The sequence below is a fragment of the Inquilinus sp. genome (genome assembly GCF_039594555.1).
Lineage (GTDB): Bacteria > Pseudomonadota > Alphaproteobacteria > DSM-16000 > Inquilinaceae > Inquilinus.
This window is the reverse complement of record NZ_JBCNNF010000101.1, coordinates 1-18,536: the sequence shown is the minus strand read 5'-3', so window position 1 is coordinate 18,536 and position 18,536 is coordinate 1. Positions and strand designations below refer to the sequence as shown.

The window sequence follows — 18,536 nt, the reverse complement described above, 5'->3', positions numbered from 1 at the left end:
GGCGCATTCCACCCGGCGGCCGTCGACCGTGTCCTCGGGCTCGTTGAAGTAGCCCCAGTCGTGCAGCCGCTTCTGCAGGATCTTGCCCCAGCCCAGCGGGATGTGGATCCAGGGGTCGCGGTCCCAACCACCGGCCTCCAGCAGCAGCACGCGGCGGGCGGGATCCTCGCTCAGCCGCGCGGCGAGAACGCAGCCGGCGGAGCCGGCGCCGACGATGATGGTGTCGTAGCCTGCGGCGGGGGTCACGGCGCGCCCTGATCCGTCGGGCCCGCCGGCCCTCTATGGCCAGCCGGTTGTCCGGGCATCGGAAGCCTCCTGTCGGGGTTGCGCCGATCTGGGCGGCGCTTGCGAAGTGACTCGACCACTGCCAACCATTCTTGTCAACCATGGCAAATGGTTGATATGGTGGGCACCGTGGTCGGGATTGCCGATGCCGTGCAGGCGGGGGCGGGCGGCCGCAGGGAAACGCCAGAACAAGCCAGAGGGATCAGGATGAACCGATCGGCGCCTTCCGAGCACCCGAACGCCGACGATCAGACGCCAGGTCCCTCCAGCCGCGATGACAGCCTCGCCGAGATTGTCGCGGCGGTGCGCGACATCCTCGCCGGCGGCCAGGGCAAGCCGTCCGAACGGGCCCTGGCGGAGCGGCTGAACATCAAGCGTCACCGGCTGCGCCAGGCGCTCGACCAGCTGCGTGCGGCGGGGGAGCTGGAGCCGGCCCGCGCCGGGCGGCCGCGGACCGCGGCGCCGCGGCGGGGCGACGATCTCGCCCGCGACACCAACCCGGTCGAGATCATCGAGCTGCGCATGATGCTGGAGCCGGCGCTGGCCCGGCTGGCAGCGCTGCGCGCTTCGCCCTTCGAGATCACGCGCATCCAGCGGGCGGCCAGCACGCCGCCGGGCGCCTCCGCCGGCGCCGTCGACCTGGCGTTCCATAAGGCGGTCGCGGCCGGTGCCCGCAACAGCTTGGCGACCGAGCTCTACGCCCTGATCCGCCAGGTGGCGACCGATGCCCGGCTGCGCTTCAGCACCAGCGACAATCCCAGCTGCCCGAACCGGCTGCGGCAGCGCGACGCCGAGCACAAGGCGATCGCCGACGCCATCGCCTCCCGCAACCCGGATGCGGCGGAACAGGCGATGCGGGCCCATCTCGGGGCGGTGCAGCGCCAGATCCTCGACCGCCTCGGCCCCGGCATGGCCGTGGCCTGACGGTCCTCCCCTCGGTTCTGCGGAGCATGCGGCATGGCCGGTTTCGACGTGCTGGTGATCGGCGCCGGCTCCGCCGGGTCAGTGGTGGCGGCGCGGCTGAGCGAGGACCCGGCCCTGTCGGTCGGGCTGATCGAGGCGGGCGGGATGCCGTCCGACCCCGATATCGCGGCCCCGGCGCAATGGCCCTTCCTGCAGGGGCGGTCCTATGACTGGGCCTATCGCACGGTGCCCCAGCCCGGCACCGCCGGCCGGGTCCATGATTGGCCGCGCGGCCGCATCGTCGGCGGTTCCAGCTGTCTTCACGCCATGGCGCATGTCCGCGGCCATCCGGACGATTTCGCGCCCTGGGCCATGGCCGGCGGGCCGGGCTGGTCCTATGACGCTCTGCTGCCGGCCTTTCGCCGCAGCGAGCGGTTCTCGGGCGGGGCGTCGGTCGTGCATGGCGATGCCGGTCCGCTCGATGTGCTGCTGCCGGACGAGCAGATCCACCCGCTGGTCCGCGACTATATGGAATCCGGCCTGGCGATCGGCGCGCCCCGGCTCGGCGACCACAATGCCGGGCCGCTGGCCGGGGTGGCGCCGAACCAGCTGACGATCCGCGACGGCCGCCGGGTCAGCGTCGCCGACGCCTATCTCGCGCCGGTCCTCGGCCGGTCGAATCTGACGGTGCTGACCGGCGTCCTGGTCCATGACTTGGTGCTGGGCTCCGGCCAAGCCCACGGCGTGCGGGTCACCCGCGACGGGGCGGAGGAGATCGTGACCGCCGACCGGATCGTGGTCTGCGCCGGCGCGGTCGCCTCGCCGCTGCTGCTGATGCGCTCCGGCATCGGCGACCCGGAGGTGCTGCGCGAGGCCGGTATCGCCTGCCGGCACGAGCTGCCGGAGGTCGGGCGCAACCTGCACGACCATCTGCTCGCGGCCGGCAACGTCTATCGCGCCGCGCGGCCGGTCGGCCCGTCCCGGCTGCAGCATTCGGAATCGCTGATGTACCTGCACGGCGACGACCCGTCGCGGGCGGAGGGGGCGCCGGACGTCGTCCTGGCCTGCGTCGTGCTGCCGGTGGTGACCGAGGCGTTCGACCGGCCGGCAGCGGGCAGCGCCTTCACCATCATGTGCGGGGTCACCCACCCGACCAGCCGCGGCGCGATCCGGCCCGGCGGGCCGTCGGTGGCCGATGCCCCGATCATCGATCCGGCCTATCTCTCGACCGAGCACGATCGCCGCACCTTCCGGGCGGCGCTGCGCCTGGCCCGCAGGGTCGGCCGGGCGGCGCCGCTTTCGGGCTGGAGCGACGGCGAGATCCTGCCCGGCCCGGGGGTGGAGGCAGATGCGGATCTGGACGCCTTCCTGGCCCGGGCGGCGATGACCCACCACCATCCGGTCGGCACCTGCAGCCTGGGGCCGGTGGTCGACGGCGCGCTGCGGGTCAGGGGCATCGACGGCCTCTTCGTCGTCGATGCCTCGGTCATACCGGCCATCACGAGCGGTCCGGTCAACGCCGCGGTGATCGCGGTGGCGGAGCTCTGGGCCGGCCGGGAGTACTGAGCGCGGGTCACGCCGCCCGTCGCTTTCGATCATCCGCCCGGCAATCCGTGTCGCCTTCGTTCAGCTCCGCCGTGGGACGTGGTGCATCGTCGTATATTGCGTTTCCAGGATAGAAAAGACGGTCAGCTGGATCGACCGTCACAGATCATGCTTTTCATTGATCTAAAAATATGCCTCACTTTTCGCAACGACGGGGCAGGGGAGGCGTCATGGCGCGGCCACACGGGCACGGACGGGTGCTGACATCCAGCGATTTCGGGGCGACGACGGTCTATGCCTGCGGCCTCGACCAGCGCTTTAGCTACTGCGCCTATGTGCCGGAGGATTACGACGAGGACGGCACCGACCGCTGGCCGCTGGCGGTGGTCGTGCACGGCACCGAGCGCGGCATGCAGCGATACCGGGACAGCTTCGCCGATTTCGCCGAGCGGCACGGGGCGATCGTGCTGGCGCCGCTGTTCCCGGTCGGCATCACCGAGCCGACCGACCTGTCCAGCTACAAGCTGCTGCGCGCCGGCGACCTGCGCTACGACGCGGTGCTGCTGGCGATGATCGCCGAGACCCAGGCCCGGTACCGGATCGAGGGCGACCGGGTGCTGATGTACGGCTTCTCCGGCGGCGGCCACTTCACCCACCGCTTCCTCTACCTGCATCCGGAACGGCTGCTCGGCGCTTCGATCGGTGCGCCTGGCGTCGTCACCCTGCTGGATTTCGAGCATGATTTCTGGGTCGGTGTGCGGAATTTCGAGGCGGTGTTCGGCAAGCCGCTGGACCTCGATGCCATTCGCGGGGTGCCGGTGCATATGGTGATCGGCGGCGACGACACCGAGACCTGGGAGATCACGATCAAGCCCGGCGACGCCTGGTGGATGCCGGGCGCCGACATCGCCGGCCGCAACCGCCAGGACCGGATGCGGTCGCTGCGCCGCAGCCTGGAAGCGAACGGCGTGGCGGTGCAGCAGGACACCATCCCCGGCATCGCCCATGACGACCGCGAGCTGCTGGGCGCGGTGAAGGGCTTCTTCGGGGAGGTGCTGGCGCGGCGACGCGCGGTCTGAGGGTCCGACAAGCAACCAAACGACAAACAGGGGGCCGTGATGAAGGCGATGTTCGGCGGGCTCGCGCTCGCCCTGATCCTGGCTGCCGGCGCCGCAGCGGCGCAGGACGCGCCGCGCGACGGCGGCACCATCACCGTGGCGCTGACCGCGGATATCCGCAGCACCGATCCCGGCATCAACCGCGACAGCAACACCGACACGGTGCTGCAGCATGTCGTCGAATCTCTGGTCGGCTACCGCGCGGACCTGACCGTCGGCCCGTCCCTGGCAGCATCCTGGACCGTCTCGGATGGCGGCCGCACCTACGACTTCAAGCTGCGCCCCGGTGCCGTGTTCCACAACGGCAAGCCGGTGACCTCGGCCGAGGTGAAGTGGAGCTGGGAGCATCGCTGGGCCGACCCGGCCTGGCTGTGCCGCCCGCTGTTCGACGGCACCGCCGGGCTGAAGGTCGATGCGGTCGAGACGCCGGATCCGCGGACCGTCCGGTTCCGGCTGGCCGCGCCGAACGCGCTGTTCCTGGCCCAGCTGGCGCAGTTCCAGTGCTTCGCCGGCGGGGTGATCAGCCCCGACAGCCTGAACCCGGACGGCAGCTGGAACGCGCCGATCGGCACCGGTCCGTACCAGCTGGACTCCTGGAATCGCGGCCAGGCGGTGGTGCTGAAGCGCTTCGCCGGCTACAAACCGCTGTCGGAGCCGGCGAGCGGCTATGCCGGCGCCCGCATCGCCCATGCCGATGCCATCCGCTTCCAGATCGTGCCCGACCCGTCGACGGCGGAGGCGGCGCTGGCCGCCGGCCAGATCGACCTGCTGCCCAGCCTGGCGCCGGCGCAGATCGACCAGGTCAAGGCCGCCGGCAGCACGGTCGAAACGGCGCCGGGCCTGGGCTGGTCGACGCTGCTGATCCAGACCCGCGACCCGCTGCTGTCGGATCCGCGGATGCGGCTGGCGATCGCCCATGCGATCGACATCCGCCAGGTGGCCGAGGCCCGCGCCGGCGGGCTGGCGGACGCCAACCCTTCGGCCGTGCCCAGGGCCAGCGCCTTCTTCGACGACGGCTTCCTCGACTGGCCGGCCTACGATCTGGCCAAGGCGCAGGCGCTGCTGCAGGAAGCCGGCTACAAGGGCCAGCCGATCACCATCCAGACCAACAAGCGCTATGACGGCATGTATGACAGCGCCGTGGTGGTCCAGGCGATGCTGGCCGCGGTCGGGATCGATGCCCGGCTCGAGGTGCTGGACTGGGCGACCCAGCTCGACAACTACATGGCCGGCCGGTTCCAGCTGCAATCCTTCGGCTTTTCCGCCCGGCTCGACCCGTCGCTGATGTACACGGCGGTGATCGGCAGCAAGGCCGAGCGCCCGACGGCGCAATGGGACGACCCGCAGGCGGCGGAGCTGCTGGCGAAATCCGTGCAGACCGACGATCCGGCGGCGCGCCGGGCGATCCTGCATCAGATGCACGCGCTGATGGCGCAGCAGGTGCCGATCATCGGCCTCTACTACGACATCGTCGCCGACGCCGCCGGGCCGAAGCTCAAGGGCTACCGGCCCTGGCCGGGCGGCAAGCCGATCCTGTGGGGTGCGTGGAAGGCGGAATAGACGCGCCAACGGCGCGGCGCCGAGGGGTCGCGATCACGGGGCTGCCGTCTCCGCCGCCGGAATGGGCGCGACGGGCAGATCGCCTTCGAAGAGGGGCCGCGACCGGCCGATCTCGCCTGCCAGATAGTCGAGCAGGACCCGCACCCGGGCCGATTGGCGAAGGTCGGGATGGGTCAGCAGCCAGAGATCCGCCGCGAAATCCGGGTCGGGCGGCGCGAGCCGGAGCAGGGTCGGGCGCACATCGCCGATGAAGCAGGGCAGGTGGCCGATGCCGATGCCGGTCTCGACCGCCTCGGCCAGGCCCAGGACCGTGTTGATCCGGTAGACGATCCGCTCCGGGGCGATGTGCTGCCGGACGAAGCGCACCGCCTTGAGCGTCCCGAGATTGTCGCCGAGCGACACCCAGGGCCGGCCTACGAGCTCATCGAAGGCCGGCAGTCCGGGCCGGGGGAAATCGGCCGTCCGGCCGTACAGGGCCCAGGCGATCCGGGCGACCCGCCGCCCCACCAGCGTCTCGGGCGGATTGTCGGTTGCCCGGATTGCGACGTCGGCGTCGCGCTTGGACAGGTTCAGCGGCTCGTTGCTGAGCACGACGTCGAGCCGCACATCCGGGCATTCGCGCTGGAACCGCGCGAACAGCGGGGTCAACAGGTGGATCAGCAGGGAATCATTGGTGGTGACGCGCAACTCGCCGGCCGGAGAGATGGTTCGGCCGGCGACCTTGCGGGTGAAGCCGGTGATGTCGTCGTCCAGGCGGGACGCCAGCTCCACCATCTCCTCGCCGACCGGCGTCAGGACGTAGCCGGAGCGATGCCGCTCGAACAGCGTCGTGCCCAGGGCCTGCTCGACCTGTCCGAGGCGGCGGAACACGGTGGAGTGGTTGAGGCTGAGCTGGGCGGCCGCGCCGGGCAGGCCCCGGGCATCCGCGATCGCCTTGATCAGGCGGAAATCGTCCCAGGAGATGTTGCCGAACGGCTCGCCCATATCCTCGATCCTCTGCGCGTCGTGACCACCGATGCAGTCGGGCTCGTTCTTTCCGCTGCGCAAGCCCAATTGCCAAAATGCAGGACGATCTTTGCATGGATGCAAGCGGTTGGCCATCGGCTCGCGGTGCCGGCGGTATTATCTGATGGGCCACGGGCGAGCCGTCGGGCTCCCGATCTGGAGGCACATCATGCGCAGCAACGGCATTCATCACGTCACGGCGATCGCGGGGCCGGCCCAGCGGAATCTCGACTTCTACACACGGGTGCTCGGGCTCCGCCTGGTGAAGAAGACGGTCAATTTCGACGATCCCGGCAGCTATCACTTCTACTACGGCGACGAGACCGGCCAGCCCGGCAGCATCCTGACCTTCTTCCCCTGGGCGCATGTCGCGCCGGGGCGCCTGGGCGTCGGCGAGACCCAGGAGACGGTGTTCCGGGTGCCGGAAGGCTCGGTCAGCTATTGGCTCCAGCGCTTCGTCGAGAAGGGCGTGCCGCACCAGGCCGTCGAGCAGCGCTTTGGCGAGACCGTGCTGGCCTTCAAGGATCCGGACGGCATGCGCCTGGCCCTCGTCGCGGTGCCGGGGATCGGGGCCGAGCCCGGCTGGGCCGGCGGCGACATCCCCGCGGAGCATGCGATCCGCGGCTTTCACAGCGTCAGCCTGCTGCTGGAGGACACGGCCCGGACCGGCGCGGTTCTCAGCGACGTCCTCGGGTTCACCGAGGTCGGGCGAGAGGGGGCCGTGACCCGCTACCGGGCCGGCGACACCGCGATCGGTGGCATCGTCGACCTGCGCGCGGCCGACAGCGTCCTGCCCAGCCGTCCCGGCGCCGGTTCGGTGCACCACATCGCCTTCCGCGCCGCGGACGACGCGGCGCAGGCGGAGATGGTGAAGCGGCTGGCGGAGAACCACCGGCTGCTGACCACCGAGCAGAAGGACCGCAGCTACTTCCGCTCGGTCTATTTCCGGGAGCCGGGGCATGTCCTGTTCGAGATCGCCACGGACATCCCGGGCTTCGCGGTGGACGAGCCCGCGGGCACGCTCGGCCAGGCGCTGAAGCTGCCGCAGTTCCTCGAGCCGCACCGCGCCGAGATCGAGCGGGTCCTGCCGGCCGTCGCCTGATCTCCGCCACCCCTCGCCGGACGCTGCGGCCGCCGCAGCGTCCGGCCCCTCTTCATGCCAGAGATCGGAGCTTGCGTGATGACCCAGGCGCAGTCTTTCATCCATCGGTTCGAGCCCGGCCGGGAGCCGGGCGCGTCGCCGCTCCTGCTGCTGCACGGCACGGGCGGCGACGAGACGGACCTGCTGCCGCTGGGCCGGGCCGTCTCCCCGGCCTCGGCGCTGCTGTCGCCCCGCGGCAAGGTGCTGGAAGGCGGGATGCCGCGCTTCTTCCGCCGACTTCGGGAAGGCGTGTTCGACCAGGAGGATGTCCGGGCCCGGGCGCATGAGCTCGCGGATTTCATCGCCGAGGCGCGTGCCGCCTATGGGCTGCCGGCGCCGGTGGCGCTCGGCTTCTCCAACGGGGCGAACATCGCCGCGGCCGTGCTGCAGCTGCGGCCGGAGGCGCTGGCCGGCGCCATCCTGCTGCGGGCGATGGTGCCGCTCGATGATCCGCCGCCCGCGCAGCTGGGCGGCAAGCCGGTGCTGCTGCTGTCGGGCCAGATGGACCCGATCGTGCCGGCGGACAATGCGGCGCGTCTTGCCGGATTGCTGAGGGATGCCGGGGCCGTCGTCCGGCACCGCGTCCTGCCGTCGGGCCACGGCCTGTCGCAGGCCGATGTTGCGACCGCGAGCGCCTGGCTGCAGGAGCTGGCGGCGACGCCGCCCGTTCCGGCCGAACCGCGCGGCTGAAAGCGGCCACATCGTGGCGGAAGCGAAGGCCCGGGCGGGCCTGCCTATTCCACCACGATGCGCACCGGGCGCGATTCCCCGTCCTGCAGCGGCAGGCGCAGCTGGAAGCGGTGGGCGCCGGGCGTCAGCGGCCAGTACACCGTCTCGTCCGGCCGGGCGGTGCGGAACGGCAGGCCGTCGACATACCAGACCACCTGGGTGACGCTGGGCGCGGCCGTGGCCTTCAGCGCCAGCCGGTCCAGCGCCGGCGGCATCTCCGGGTTGCGCCAGATCCGGGCGTTCTGCTCCGGCATCGTGATCGACAGGCGCGGCGGCTCGGCGGTGCCGATCGCGGGGCCGTCCGGCTGAGGGGCGCGGGCGACGGCGGGAACCACCGCCGGCGGTGCTGCCGCATCGGCCTTGACCCACTCGACCAGCCGCTGGCGGCAGAAATCGGGGGACGGGCCGCCGGCCGGCACGCAGAGCTCGACCGGCTTGTAGGCCCGCGGCGCCGGGAAGCCGGCATCCAGCAGGTCGCCGGGCCGGGCGCCGTGCAGCGCCATCAGCACGTCCTGCGCCAGCTTCGCGGCCGACCCGGCGCCGGCGACCTGGCGCATGGTCCCGGCATCCGGCCGGCCGAACCAGACCCCGACCATGTAGTCCTGCGACCATGCCACCACCCAGGCGTCGCGATACCCCTGGCTGGTGCCGGTCTTCAGCGCCACCGGGAATGGGAATTCGGTGGTGCCGTAGCGGGGGAAGCTGGGCAGCCGTGCCATCGGGTCGGACAGGAACAGCGTGACCAGCCGGGCGATGTCGGCCGACAGCACCCGGCGCGGCGGCGCCGTCGGCTGGCCGCGATACCACACCAGGTCGCGCAGGGTCCCGTCATCGGCCAGTGCGCCATAGGCCCGCACCAGCCGGTCCAGGCTGGTCGGCAGCGACCCGATCGCCATCGACAGGCCGAAGCTCTCGGCCGGCACGTCCAGGTCGTGCAGCCCGAGTTCGCGGAAATAGCGGAAGCCGCTGTCCAGCCCGACCCGGCGCAGCAGGTTCGTCGCCGGGATGTTGCGCGAATTGGCCAGCGCCTGGCGTGGCAGCACGGGCCCGAGGAAGGTGCGGTCGGCGTTGGAGATGCCGGACGCGCCCTCGGGCATGTCGGCCATCACGTCGGTCGGGCTCAGCAGCGTGCGCTGCATTGCCAGGGCGTAGATGAAGGGCTTCAGCGTGCTCCCGGGCGAGCGTACGGCGCGGCTGAAGTCGATCGACCCGCCATTGGCGCCGCCATAGCGGGCGCTGCCGATATCGGCCAGCACCTCGCGGCTGTCGCGCCGGGCCACCACCACCGCCACCTGCTGCGCCCCCATCGGGCTCAGCGCTCGCAGCTGGCGCCGCGCCGCGGCCGTCACCGTCTCCTGGATCCCCAGATCCAACGTGGTGCGCAGTCGCGGGTCGCTCGGGTCCAGCGTCTGGGCGCCGTCGCGCGCGATCATCTGGCGCAGCCGCAGGATGGCGGGCACGGCGTCGGGCCGACGCGGCACCGGCGGCAGGCGCAGCTCGGCCAGCTGGGTGGTTGCCAGCGCCAGCTCCTGCGGGTCGATCACGCCCTGGCGGGCCAGCTCGTCCAGCGCCCGCTGGCCGCGCAGCTTGGCCCGGGCCAGCCCGTCCGGTCGGCGCGGGTTCATCAGGCCGGGCGCCTGCGGGATGGCGGACAGCAGGGCGATCTCGGCCCAGCTCAGATCCGCCACCGGCTTGTCGAAATACCAGCGCGCGGCATGGGCGATGCCATGGCTGCCATTGCCGTAGGGCACTAGCCGCAGGTAGTGCGCCAGCAGTGTCCGCCGGTCGTAGCGCTGGGTCAGCGCCAGCGCGGTCCCGGCCTCCACCGCCTTGGACCACAGGTTGCGCGCCGCCGGCTGCTGCATCCGGGCGATCTGCATGGCGATGGTCGAGGCGCCGGACCGCACCCGGCCGCCTTCGATGTTGTGCCACAGGGCCCGGGCCACGGCGCGCGGATCGACGCCCGGATGGTCCCAGAAGCGCCGGTCCTCCAGCGCCAGCGTGGCGCGGACGACGCGGTCGGGCAGGGGATCGACGGTCCAGTAGCCGTAGTCGACATACCGCCTCCCGTCCGCACCGCGTTCCTCGTGCCCGATCTGGGCTAGGAACGCGCCCTGGCGGTCGTAGAGGATCGGGGTCGGCGCCGGCGCCTCCAAATGCGCCCGCTGCGCCACCTGGACGGCGAAGGTGCCGACCACGGCGAGACCGAGGGCAAGCGCGCCCCAACCGATCCGGCGCCGCCAGCGGTGGTGGGGCGGGGAGGGAGGGGCTGTGGAAGGAGAGGGCGCCTGCATTCAAGCCAGCCCCAAATAGTCCCCCCTCCCCTTGCGGGAGGGGGGTAGGGGGAGGGGGTTCTCTCGGCACGAACCGGCGATGGCCTGCCGCAACCCTGTTTGGATGTCGGAGGCGGAGCCTTGCCCATTCGCGTGCGGACGCGCGCAGACCCCTCCCCCTAACCCCCTCCCGCAAGGGGAGGGGGGACTAATTGGGGGATAACTGGCTGCGCTCACGACGGTCTGTCCTACGGGCTGACGACGATCCGGGCGCCGGCGCTGGCGCCGTAGACTCCGGCCCGGTACATCATCTCGGCCTCGCCCGGCGGCTGGATGAAGCTGCCCGCCACCTGCGCCCGCAGGCGGAAGCGCAGGGTCAGCGTGCCTTTGTCCAGCCGGTCGTAGAATACCCGCACCTCGTCGTCGCCATAGCTGGCATAGCTCGGCGGCACCGAGGGCGCGGCCGAGGGCACGGCCTCCGCCGGCGCGGTCGCCAGGTTCGGGTTCAAGGGCTCGAAGCCGGCCGCGATCGGCAGGCGCAGGGCGACCTGGGTGCGGGCCTCGGGGTTGACCAGCTCGGCCACCTCCTCGACCACCTCGCCGGCGGCGACGTGGATGGCGCCGTCGCCGCCCGGGTCCAGCCGCTCCAGCGGGCCACTGGCGGGCACGCGGTACAGCTGCCGGGTCAGCACGAAGCCGTCCTGCACCGGCATCGCCGCCGATCCCGGCGCCTTCGGCAGCCAGCTTGCGTCGCCCAGCGCCACCACCGGCTGGCCGCCCCGATTGGCCACGGCGACCGGCCCGGCCTGGTCGACGCTCCAGCGCAGCACCGGCGCGTCGGGCCCCAGCGTCCCGGTCTTGTCGCCGCCGGGCAGCGATGCCGCGACCGGCACCGATCCGCTCGGCGCCACCCACGCCGCCGCCAGGGCCCGCAGCGCCGCCGCATCGGCATTGGTGCTGCCCCAGCCGGAGCCGTCGCCGAGGCCGATCAGCCCGGTGCGCAGCACGCCCGCCACCGGGTCGTCCGGCGCGGCCTTCGCGACCGCCAGCAGCACCTCCGATAGGGTGCGGGTCTCGGACGGCAGCACCATCGGGTCGGCCGGGCGGTCCTGCAGCCCGGCATAGACAGTGCGGCCGTCGCGCGACAGCAGCCGGACATTGGCCTTGACCTGATCCAAGAGGCCGGCGACCCGGGTGGGGTCGGCGTCCGGCGCCGCGGCGACCACCGCGGTGATCTGGGCCAGCGATTCCAGCGGCAGCAGCGAGGCCCGGCGGCTCAGCTCGGCCAGATAGGCCGGGTCCGCCGCGCCGCCGGCGGCCAGGGCCGACAGGGCGGCAACCCGCTCGCGGATGTCCTCGCCCGCCAGGAAACGCGGATAGTCGGAGCGCAGGGCCTGCTTCAGCACCTGGGCCAGCCGGTCCTTCAGGGCGGGGTCGACGGTCTCGCCCGCCTGCTCGGCCTGCACCAGGAAGCGGTAGGACGCCGCGGTCAGCAGCACCGAGCCGCGGGATTTCGGCCAGAAGCCGACCAGACCGTCCTCGTCGGTGGTGCGGATGATGCTCTGGATCGTCTTCTGGACGTCGGCCGAGATGCGGTCCTGCAGCCCGGCCGCGGCCAGCACCGGGGCGTAGGGCTTCAGCGCCAGCTCGGCGCTGGACAGCGCCATCACCTGTTCGGTGCAGCCGAACGGATAGTCGGCCAGGGCGTTCAGCCCGGCGACCAGCCGCACCAGCGCCGGATCGGCGGCCAGCGCCACCGAGGCCGAGTAGGAGCCGGGGCGGACGTCGCCGGGCGCGGCCAGCAGCGCCTGCTTCGCGCCCGGCGCCAGCTCGACGATACGGCGCTCACGCAGCGGCGGCCGGTCCGGCCGGATCGGCAGCGCGATCTCGACCGCGTCACCGGCCTTGTCGGCGTCGCGCTGCAGCAGCAGGCGCAGCTTCGCCGTGTCCCGGCCCGGCGCCGGGTCGGGCACCGAGACCGGGAAGCTGATCCGCGCCGGCCGGTTGCCGTCCCAGGCGAAGGCGCGGTCCTTCGACCCCTGCACGGTCAGCCCGTCCGCGCTGATGCCGGCGCGGCCGGACCCGCCGGGGCCTTCGACCACGCGGCCGACCAGTCCGGCATCGAAGCTGTCGCCCGGCCGCACGAAGCGGGGCAGGGCCGGCTGGGCCACGACCGGCTGCCGCACCTTGACCTCGCCGGTGCCGACGCCGAAGCGGTCCGGCCCGCTGGTGACCACCGCCCGCATCTTGTAGACGGTCAGCGTGTCCGGCAGCTTGACCTTGACCTTGGCGGTGCCGTCCGGCCCGACCTGGACATGCGGCAGGTAGACCGGCACCGGGTTGAAGTTGCGGCGGACGGAGATATTCTCCACCCCCCATTCGTCGGTCGCCTCGTCGCCGCCCGGCACCTCCTCCAGCGGGATCACGCCGAAGGCCATGTTACGGGTGTCGCGCGCCGCCATCTGCGACATGCGGGCGACGATGAATTTCGGCAGCGGGTCCAGCGGCTGCTCCCGGGCCAGGGACAGCACCGCCTGGTCGACCATCCAGAAGGTGGCCTCGCCGGCCAGTGGCTTGCCCTTCATGTCAGCCAGGCGCAGCGTCACCTCGATCTCCTGCGCCGGGCGGGCGCTGGGCGGCGCATCCAGCGTCACCGCCACCTGGTTCTCGATCGGGGTGACCTTGACCCAGGCGGTGGTCGCCAGCGTCACCGGCTTGCCCTGGTCGAAGGGCGCGGTGGCAGCCTGAGCCTCGCCCGGCAGCCGCCCGCGCATGATCAGGAAATGCACCGGCAGCCGCGGCATCTGGGCCTTGCGCACCGGCACGGCGTAGCGGCCGAAGCCGTTGGCGATGTCGACCCAGTCGTAGCGGAACCGGCCCTCCGGCTCCTCCACCACGGCCAGGGCGCGGGCGGTCTGGAACGGGCTCTCGATCACCAGCGTCGCCGTCTCGCCGGGGGCATACGCGTCCTTGTCGGCGGTGACGGTGACGTTCTGCCCCGGCGGGCGCGACCAGGTCACCGGCGTGTCGCCGGCGGCGAACAGGTCGACCTTGACCGACTGGCTGCGGCCGATCCTGTCGGCGGCCTCGACCCAGACGATGTAGACCCCGGCCTCGGGCAGCGCGAAATGCAGCCCCTGGACGTCGGCGGTGGAGGTGACCTTGCGCTCCTCCAGCGTCTCGTCGATCACCTGGGTGACGTATTTGGCCGAGCCCTGGCTGAAGTCGCTGGCCTGCAGCACCGAGTTCCAGTTGCGGTGAATCAGCTTCACCGTCATCTCGACGCCCGGCAGCGGCTTGCCGGCGGCGTCGACCGCCAGGATCTCCGGGTCCACCGCATCTGCCTTGGGCAGGTAGCGCGGCACCTTCAGCCCCAGGGTGAAGGGCGGCAGCGCCACCACATGCTGGGTGCTGCGGATCTGCATGTCGTCGTCGCCGGTCACCGTGGCCTCGACCACGTAGCGGCGCGGCTGGGCGGTCGGCTCGATCGTCGGGTCCAGCGTGATCTGCGCCGACCCGCCGGCATCGGTCTTGCCGTCCTGCTGCAGCACGGGGGTGGAGCGGAACTCGCGCTCGCCGGAGAAGCGGGAGTCGCTGGAGAACTGGAAGCCCTCGCGCCCCGGCGGGGTCCAGCTGTAGGGGAACTGCGTCACCCGCCATTTGATCGGGCGGTCGGCCAGGAGGCCGCCGGCGAAGTAGCGGGCCAGCAGCGAGACCTGGATCTGGCTGTCCAGCGGCGCCGAATCCGGGCCGTTCAGCAGCACCTCGAAGGTCGGGAGCTTGTAGGCCTCCTTCTTGAACGGCACCTTGCCGCAATCGTCGCCGTCGGCGTCGACGAAGCGCACGCTGTAGTCGCCGGTCGCCTCGGTCTTCTCGTCGAAGCGCTGATGGAAGCCGCCATTGCCGTCCAGCGTCACCGGCATCCGCCATTCCTGGTCGTCCGGGCCGTTGACCACGACCTCGCCCTTGCCATTGGCGAAGGACAGGGCGCCGCCGAGATAGGACCGGACGAAGCCGCGGACCTCCACCGCCTCCTCCGGCCGGTAGATCGGTCGCTCGGTGAAGACATGGCACAGCAGCTGCGGCCGCTCGCGCCGCGCCGCGACGTCGCCGAAGCCCCAGGCCAGCCAGGGCTCGTCCGGCTTGGTCCAGTTCTCCTGCGCGTATTGCGCCGGGCCGTTGTCCGGCTCCAGCACCAGTGTGTCGGTGCCCTTGACCACGACGATGCGGCGGATCTCCGGCTCGTCGGCGGCGCCCTTCGGCGCCCAGGTGAAGCCGCCATCCGGCCCGGTGACGCCACGGGCGAGGGTGACGAACTCCTCGTCGCGCACGCCCTCCAGCCGGATCTCGGCGCCCTCGACCGGCCTGGCGCTGTTCAGCGAGGTGACGGCGAAGCGGATGCGCTGCGGCTCCTCCACCGTCGACAGGGTCAGGTCGGTCACCTGCAGCCGCAGCCAGCGGCGGTCGGCACCGTCGACCGGCCGCAGCCCGACCAGATAGGTGCCGGGCTGGTTGGCGCCCGCGATCTTGGCCAAGAGCGGCTTGAGGTCGAGGCCGAACTTGGCAGAGACGCCGCCGCGCAGGGACGGCAGCGGCACCAGTTCGGACACGGCAGGCGAACCCAGCGCGGCGATCCGCTCCGCCATCGCGTCGCGGTCGATCGCCGCGGCATCCTTCCAGGGAGAGGGCTCGTTGCCGGCCAGCGGCGGTGTGGTGTCGTCCTGGGTGGTCAGCCCTTCCGCCGGGAACGGCCAGAAGTCGCGGCCCAGCGGGTCGATGCGGTGGATGCGGATGTCGGCGCGGTCATAGCCATGGCCGCGCAGCGGCACCATCTGCGGCCCGAACCGTTCGCTGATGCCCTGGCCGGCGTCCCAGGCCAGGGCCGGCAGGTCGGGCGGGAACACGAAGCGGGCATTGGTGGCGGGGCCGGACAGCGGCCGCCCGCGCACGTCCTTCAGGCTGCCGGAGTCGATCCGCAGGGTGTAGACCGTGTCGGGCAGGAACCGGCCGGTCAGGGTCAGGTCGCGGCCGTCGGGCTCCAGCGCCAGGTCGTCGACCGCCGGGGTGATGCGGAACACGTCGCGGGCGCGGACCACGTCCAGCGCCTCGGGCTCGTTCGAGAAGCGCAGGCGCAGGCGGCGCTCGCCGGTCGGCCGCGCCTCCTCGCCCTCATAGGGCGTCGGCTGGCTGCAGCGCAGCACCCCGTCCTGCAGGTCCTGCTGGAAGCTGCCGCCGCAGGCGGTGTCGGTGACGGTGAAGGGCGCGGCGCTGCGCAGCCGCAGCTCGAAGATCGGATCGTCCAGCCCGGCGGCGTCGGACAGGCGCAGCCGCAGGATCGCCATCCGCCCGTCCGGGATCGGCTGGCGCAGGGTCACGACATAGCCCTGCTGGGCGGTGCGGTCGGCCCGCTCCAGCGCCTTGATGGTGAAGTCCTGCGCCGTCAGCTGCTGGCTGCCCTGGCCGTCGAAGCCCGGCAGGGGCCGCAGCTCGATGGTCAGCAGGCGCGCCAGGGCCTGGATATCGACCGGGTCGGCGAAGGTCAGGCCGATCGTGTCCAGGTCGGCGATGCCGTCCGGCTGATCGGCCGGGCTGGTGGCCACCGGCGTCGGCAGCAGCGGCACCAGCGTGGTGGCGTGGCCGGCGGAGGTGACGGTGACGCGGCGCAGCGGCTCCCACGGCTCGGCCGGGCGGAACTGCAGCACGCGGGGGCCCAGCCACCGCCAGGCGCCGGCCTGGTCCGGTGACAGCGTGGCGAATTTGGCCGGGTCGTCCTCCGGCCCGCCGTCGCGCGGACCGGCGTCATGGTCGAAGAACACCGTGACCGGGTCCCAGCGGCGCAGGAATTTCTCCGGCACCACCTGGACACCGTCGGCGCGCTGGATCTGGTCCATCGTCGCCGGCAGGGCCGCGGCTGTCTGCGCCAAGGCCGGGGCGGCCAGCGGGCCTGCGACCGAGGCGAGCAGGGCGAGGATGAGGGGAAGGCGGGTCATCACTTGCCTCTCGCATTCGTCGCCGGGGCCAGCCCGGCGAGGTCCAGGTAACCGCGGATCACATCCTCGGGCGGGCCGCTCGGCCGGGCCTTGATGCCGACCACCGCCGGCCGCACCAGCGTCGCCGGCGCGTCGGGCGGCACCTGCGCCTCAATCAGATAGCGGCCGGGGGCCAGATGGCGCATCTGCACCACGCCCTCGCCAAGCGGCTTGCCCTCGGCGTCCAGCAGCCGCACCCGGGCGCGGTCGGGCTCGGCCCGGATGCCGATGCCGATGTCGCCGTCCTTCTCGACCGTGAAGCCGAACAGGGCGGTGCCGCCGGAGGCGATGGTGACGGCGTCGCCGACGCCCTCGGCCAGCGGTGCGATCGGCGTGGCCACCAGCTCGATCGAGCCGGACAGCGGCCCGTCCTGCGGCGAGAACAGGCGCAGCAGCGACGCATCCTGCAGGTAGCGGTGGAATTCGGCGCCGGCCGGGAACAGCTCCGGCGCGTCACCGTCGGCGGCCAGGATCACCGGCGCCGTGGTGCGGGCGGTCAGCAGCGCGGGCTGCGGCGATCTCACCCGCAGGGTCATCGCCTCACCGGCCAGCTGCAGGATGCCGGGCAGCGGCGCGTCCTGCAGTTCCGGCTGCGGCCACGGCCCATACTCGTTCGCCTCCATCCAGGCGGCGATCAGGCCGGCATCGTGGCGCAGCACCACCAGGCCGGGGCCGGTCAACTGGATGCGGCGGCCGCTGGCGACGCGGCCGTCGCGGCCGATCACCGTGGCCTCGGCGGCGCCGGCGACGATCAGCCGGTGGCCCGGGCCGGTATCGGGCGGCAGCTGCAGCAGCACCGAGCCCTCGGCGCCGAAGAAGCGCTTCAGCACCTGGTCGGTGGCCAGGGCCGGGGCAGGCGACGGATCGGGGATCTGCGCCAGCGAGACGGGCGCGGGCTTCGTGCCGGTGTTGACCAGCAGCAGCTCGGTCCAGGCGCCGTCCAGCGACCAGCTGGCGGGCGCGTCGCCGGTCCAGGCGGTCTCGGCATCGGGGCCGCGCCAGCCGGCGATGGCGGCGACGCCGGCCGGCAGGTCCAGCCGCAGCCGCTTCGCCCCGGCGGGCAGGGTCACCGGCAGGGCGCTGCCCGGCGCCAGAGTGTCGGACAGGTCGGCATCGGCGCGGCGCCCGGCGGCGAGGGCGAGGTCCAGGCCGGTCAACTCCAGCCGCAGGGCGCCGGCCCCGGCCGCGTTGCGGAGGATCAGCGGCGCGTCGGGGGCACCGAGGGCGAAGGCCTCGCCGGACGCCACGCCCATGCCGAGCCCTGCGTCGAGGCCGGGCTGGCCGTCGCCGGATCGCGCCAGCCAGGCCTGCAGCCGGCCAGACTGCGCCGCAGGCGGCGGCAGGGTCGCAGTCTCGCCGGCGGCGAGGTCCAGGATGGTCGGGCGCGACGGGTCGGCGGTCAGCGGCGCCAGCGTCGGCTTCGCCGGCTGCGCCGTGCGGCCCAGCAGCCACAGCCGGTCGGATTGCGGCGCCAGCACCGGCGCGGTCAGCGGCCGCAGCGCCCGGCCTGGGGCGGAGCCCTGCCACAGCCCGCCATCGAGATCGGCGCCGTCCACCCGCTCCAGCCCGGCGCCGGGGGCGGCGACCAGGGCGGTGGCCAGGGTCTGCGGCAGCCCGTCCAGCGCCAGCGGCGCCAGGGCGATGGCGCCGGGCTGCTGCGGCTGGGCCTCGACGATGCGGGCGGCGAAGCGGACCGGCTGGCCGCCGCCATCGACGGTCCAGACCGAGGCGCGCCACGGCCGCGACGCATCGCCATCGGCCGGCACGGCCACGGCGGGGGCCAGGCCGCGATCGATCGCCACGCTGGCCCAGGCACCGTTGGCCCCCTGGCGTTCCAGCGCCAGCATCAGCTCGGCGGAGGAGCTGGCGGCGGCGACCATCAGGCGGCCGGCATCGGCCGCCGGCATCGCCAGCCGGTGCACGGTCGGTCCGGTCAGCTCTGCCGTGC

The 18,536-nt window shown here is 72.7% G+C and carries 11 protein-coding genes; 6 read left to right on the top strand and 5 right to left on the bottom strand.

Going from position 1 to position 18,536, the window contains the following annotated elements:
• A partial coding sequence (locus ABDW35_RS13240; RefSeq protein ID WP_343714340.1) for an NAD(P)-binding protein occupies nt 1-246 on the bottom strand: 246 nt, incomplete at its 3' end.
• A gap of 246 nt (nt 247-492) precedes the next feature.
• Between ABDW35_RS13240 and ABDW35_RS13235 the strand changes: the two genes are divergently transcribed.
• From ABDW35_RS13235 to ABDW35_RS13220, 4 genes are all read left to right on the top strand, one after another.
• Nucleotides 493-1,209 carry an FCD domain-containing protein gene (locus ABDW35_RS13235; RefSeq protein WP_343714339.1) on the top strand — a complete coding sequence of 239 codons (717 nt, stop codon included), beginning with the start codon at nt 493-495 and terminating at the stop codon, nt 1,207-1,209.
• Nucleotides 1,210-1,242: 33 nt separating this feature from the next.
• A complete protein-coding gene (locus tag ABDW35_RS13230) occupies nt 1,243-2,754 on the top strand; it encodes a GMC family oxidoreductase N-terminal domain-containing protein (RefSeq protein WP_343714338.1) in 1,512 nt (503 codons plus the stop codon).
• Nucleotides 2,755-2,963: 209 nt separating this feature from the next.
• On the top strand, nt 2,964-3,812 hold the full coding sequence (locus ABDW35_RS13225) for an alpha/beta hydrolase (RefSeq protein ID WP_343714337.1): 849 nt from the start codon (nt 2,964-2,966) through the stop codon (nt 3,810-3,812).
• A 39-nt stretch (nt 3,813-3,851) separates the two neighbouring features.
• Nucleotides 3,852-5,411, top strand: coding sequence for an ABC transporter substrate-binding protein (locus ABDW35_RS13220; RefSeq protein WP_343714336.1), 1,560 nt, complete (start codon nt 3,852-3,854; stop codon nt 5,409-5,411).
• A 33-nt stretch (nt 5,412-5,444) separates the two neighbouring features.
• Here the strand turns inward: ABDW35_RS13220 and ABDW35_RS13215 are convergent, their stop codons facing one another.
• Nucleotides 5,445-6,395: a LysR family transcriptional regulator gene (locus tag ABDW35_RS13215; protein WP_343714335.1), complete on the bottom strand. Its 951-nt coding sequence runs from the start codon at nt 6,393-6,395 to the stop codon at nt 5,445-5,447.
• Nucleotides 6,396-6,585: 190 nt separating this feature from the next.
• On the opposite strand from ABDW35_RS13215, the gene ABDW35_RS13210 reads away from it, so the two are divergent.
• Both ABDW35_RS13210 and ABDW35_RS13205 read left to right on the top strand, forming a co-directional pair.
• Nucleotides 6,586-7,518 (top strand): ring-cleaving dioxygenase, encoded by a 933-nt coding sequence (locus ABDW35_RS13210; RefSeq protein WP_343714334.1) that lies wholly within the window; start codon nt 6,586-6,588, stop codon nt 7,516-7,518.
• A gap of 78 nt (nt 7,519-7,596) precedes the next feature.
• Nucleotides 7,597-8,247 carry an alpha/beta hydrolase gene (locus tag ABDW35_RS13205; RefSeq protein ID WP_343714333.1) on the top strand — a complete coding sequence of 217 codons (651 nt, stop codon included), beginning with the start codon at nt 7,597-7,599 and terminating at the stop codon, nt 8,245-8,247.
• Nucleotides 8,248-8,291: 44 nt separating this feature from the next.
• Here ABDW35_RS13205 and ABDW35_RS13200 read toward each other — a convergent pair whose 3' ends face one another.
• From ABDW35_RS13200 to ABDW35_RS13190, 3 genes are all read right to left on the bottom strand, one after another.
• Nucleotides 8,292-10,484, bottom strand: coding sequence for a transglycosylase domain-containing protein (locus tag ABDW35_RS13200; protein ID WP_343714332.1), 2,193 nt, complete (start codon nt 10,482-10,484; stop codon nt 8,292-8,294).
• Between the two features lie 323 nt (nt 10,485-10,807).
• Nucleotides 10,808-16,549: an MG2 domain-containing protein gene (locus ABDW35_RS13195; protein WP_343714331.1), complete on the bottom strand. Its 5,742-nt coding sequence runs from the start codon at nt 16,547-16,549 to the stop codon at nt 10,808-10,810.
• Nucleotides 16,549-18,536, bottom strand: a 1,988-nt coding sequence (locus ABDW35_RS13190) for a hypothetical protein (protein ID WP_343714330.1), incomplete at its 5' end; no start/stop codon positions are given. The genes ABDW35_RS13195 and ABDW35_RS13190, both read right to left, overlap by 1 nt.

Coding starts and splice junctions, on each gene's coding strand:
- ABDW35_RS13235 (WP_343714339.1), top strand. CDS start 493: ATGAACCGATCGGCGCCTTCCGAGCACCCGAACGCCGACGATCAGACG.
- ABDW35_RS13230 (WP_343714338.1), top strand. CDS start 1,243: ATGGCCGGTTTCGACGTGCTGGTGATCGGCGCCGGCTCCGCCGGGTCA.
- ABDW35_RS13225 (WP_343714337.1), top strand. CDS start 2,964: ATGGCGCGGCCACACGGGCACGGACGGGTGCTGACATCCAGCGATTTC.
- ABDW35_RS13220 (WP_343714336.1), top strand. CDS start 3,852: ATGAAGGCGATGTTCGGCGGGCTCGCGCTCGCCCTGATCCTGGCTGCC.
- ABDW35_RS13215 (WP_343714335.1), bottom strand. CDS start 6,395: ATGGGCGAGCCGTTCGGCAACATCTCCTGGGACGATTTCCGCCTGATC.
- ABDW35_RS13210 (WP_343714334.1), top strand. CDS start 6,586: ATGCGCAGCAACGGCATTCATCACGTCACGGCGATCGCGGGGCCGGCC.
- ABDW35_RS13205 (WP_343714333.1), top strand. CDS start 7,597: ATGACCCAGGCGCAGTCTTTCATCCATCGGTTCGAGCCCGGCCGGGAG.
- ABDW35_RS13195 (WP_343714331.1), bottom strand. CDS start 16,549: ATGACCCGCCTTCCCCTCATCCTCGCCCTGCTCGCCTCGGTCGCAGGC.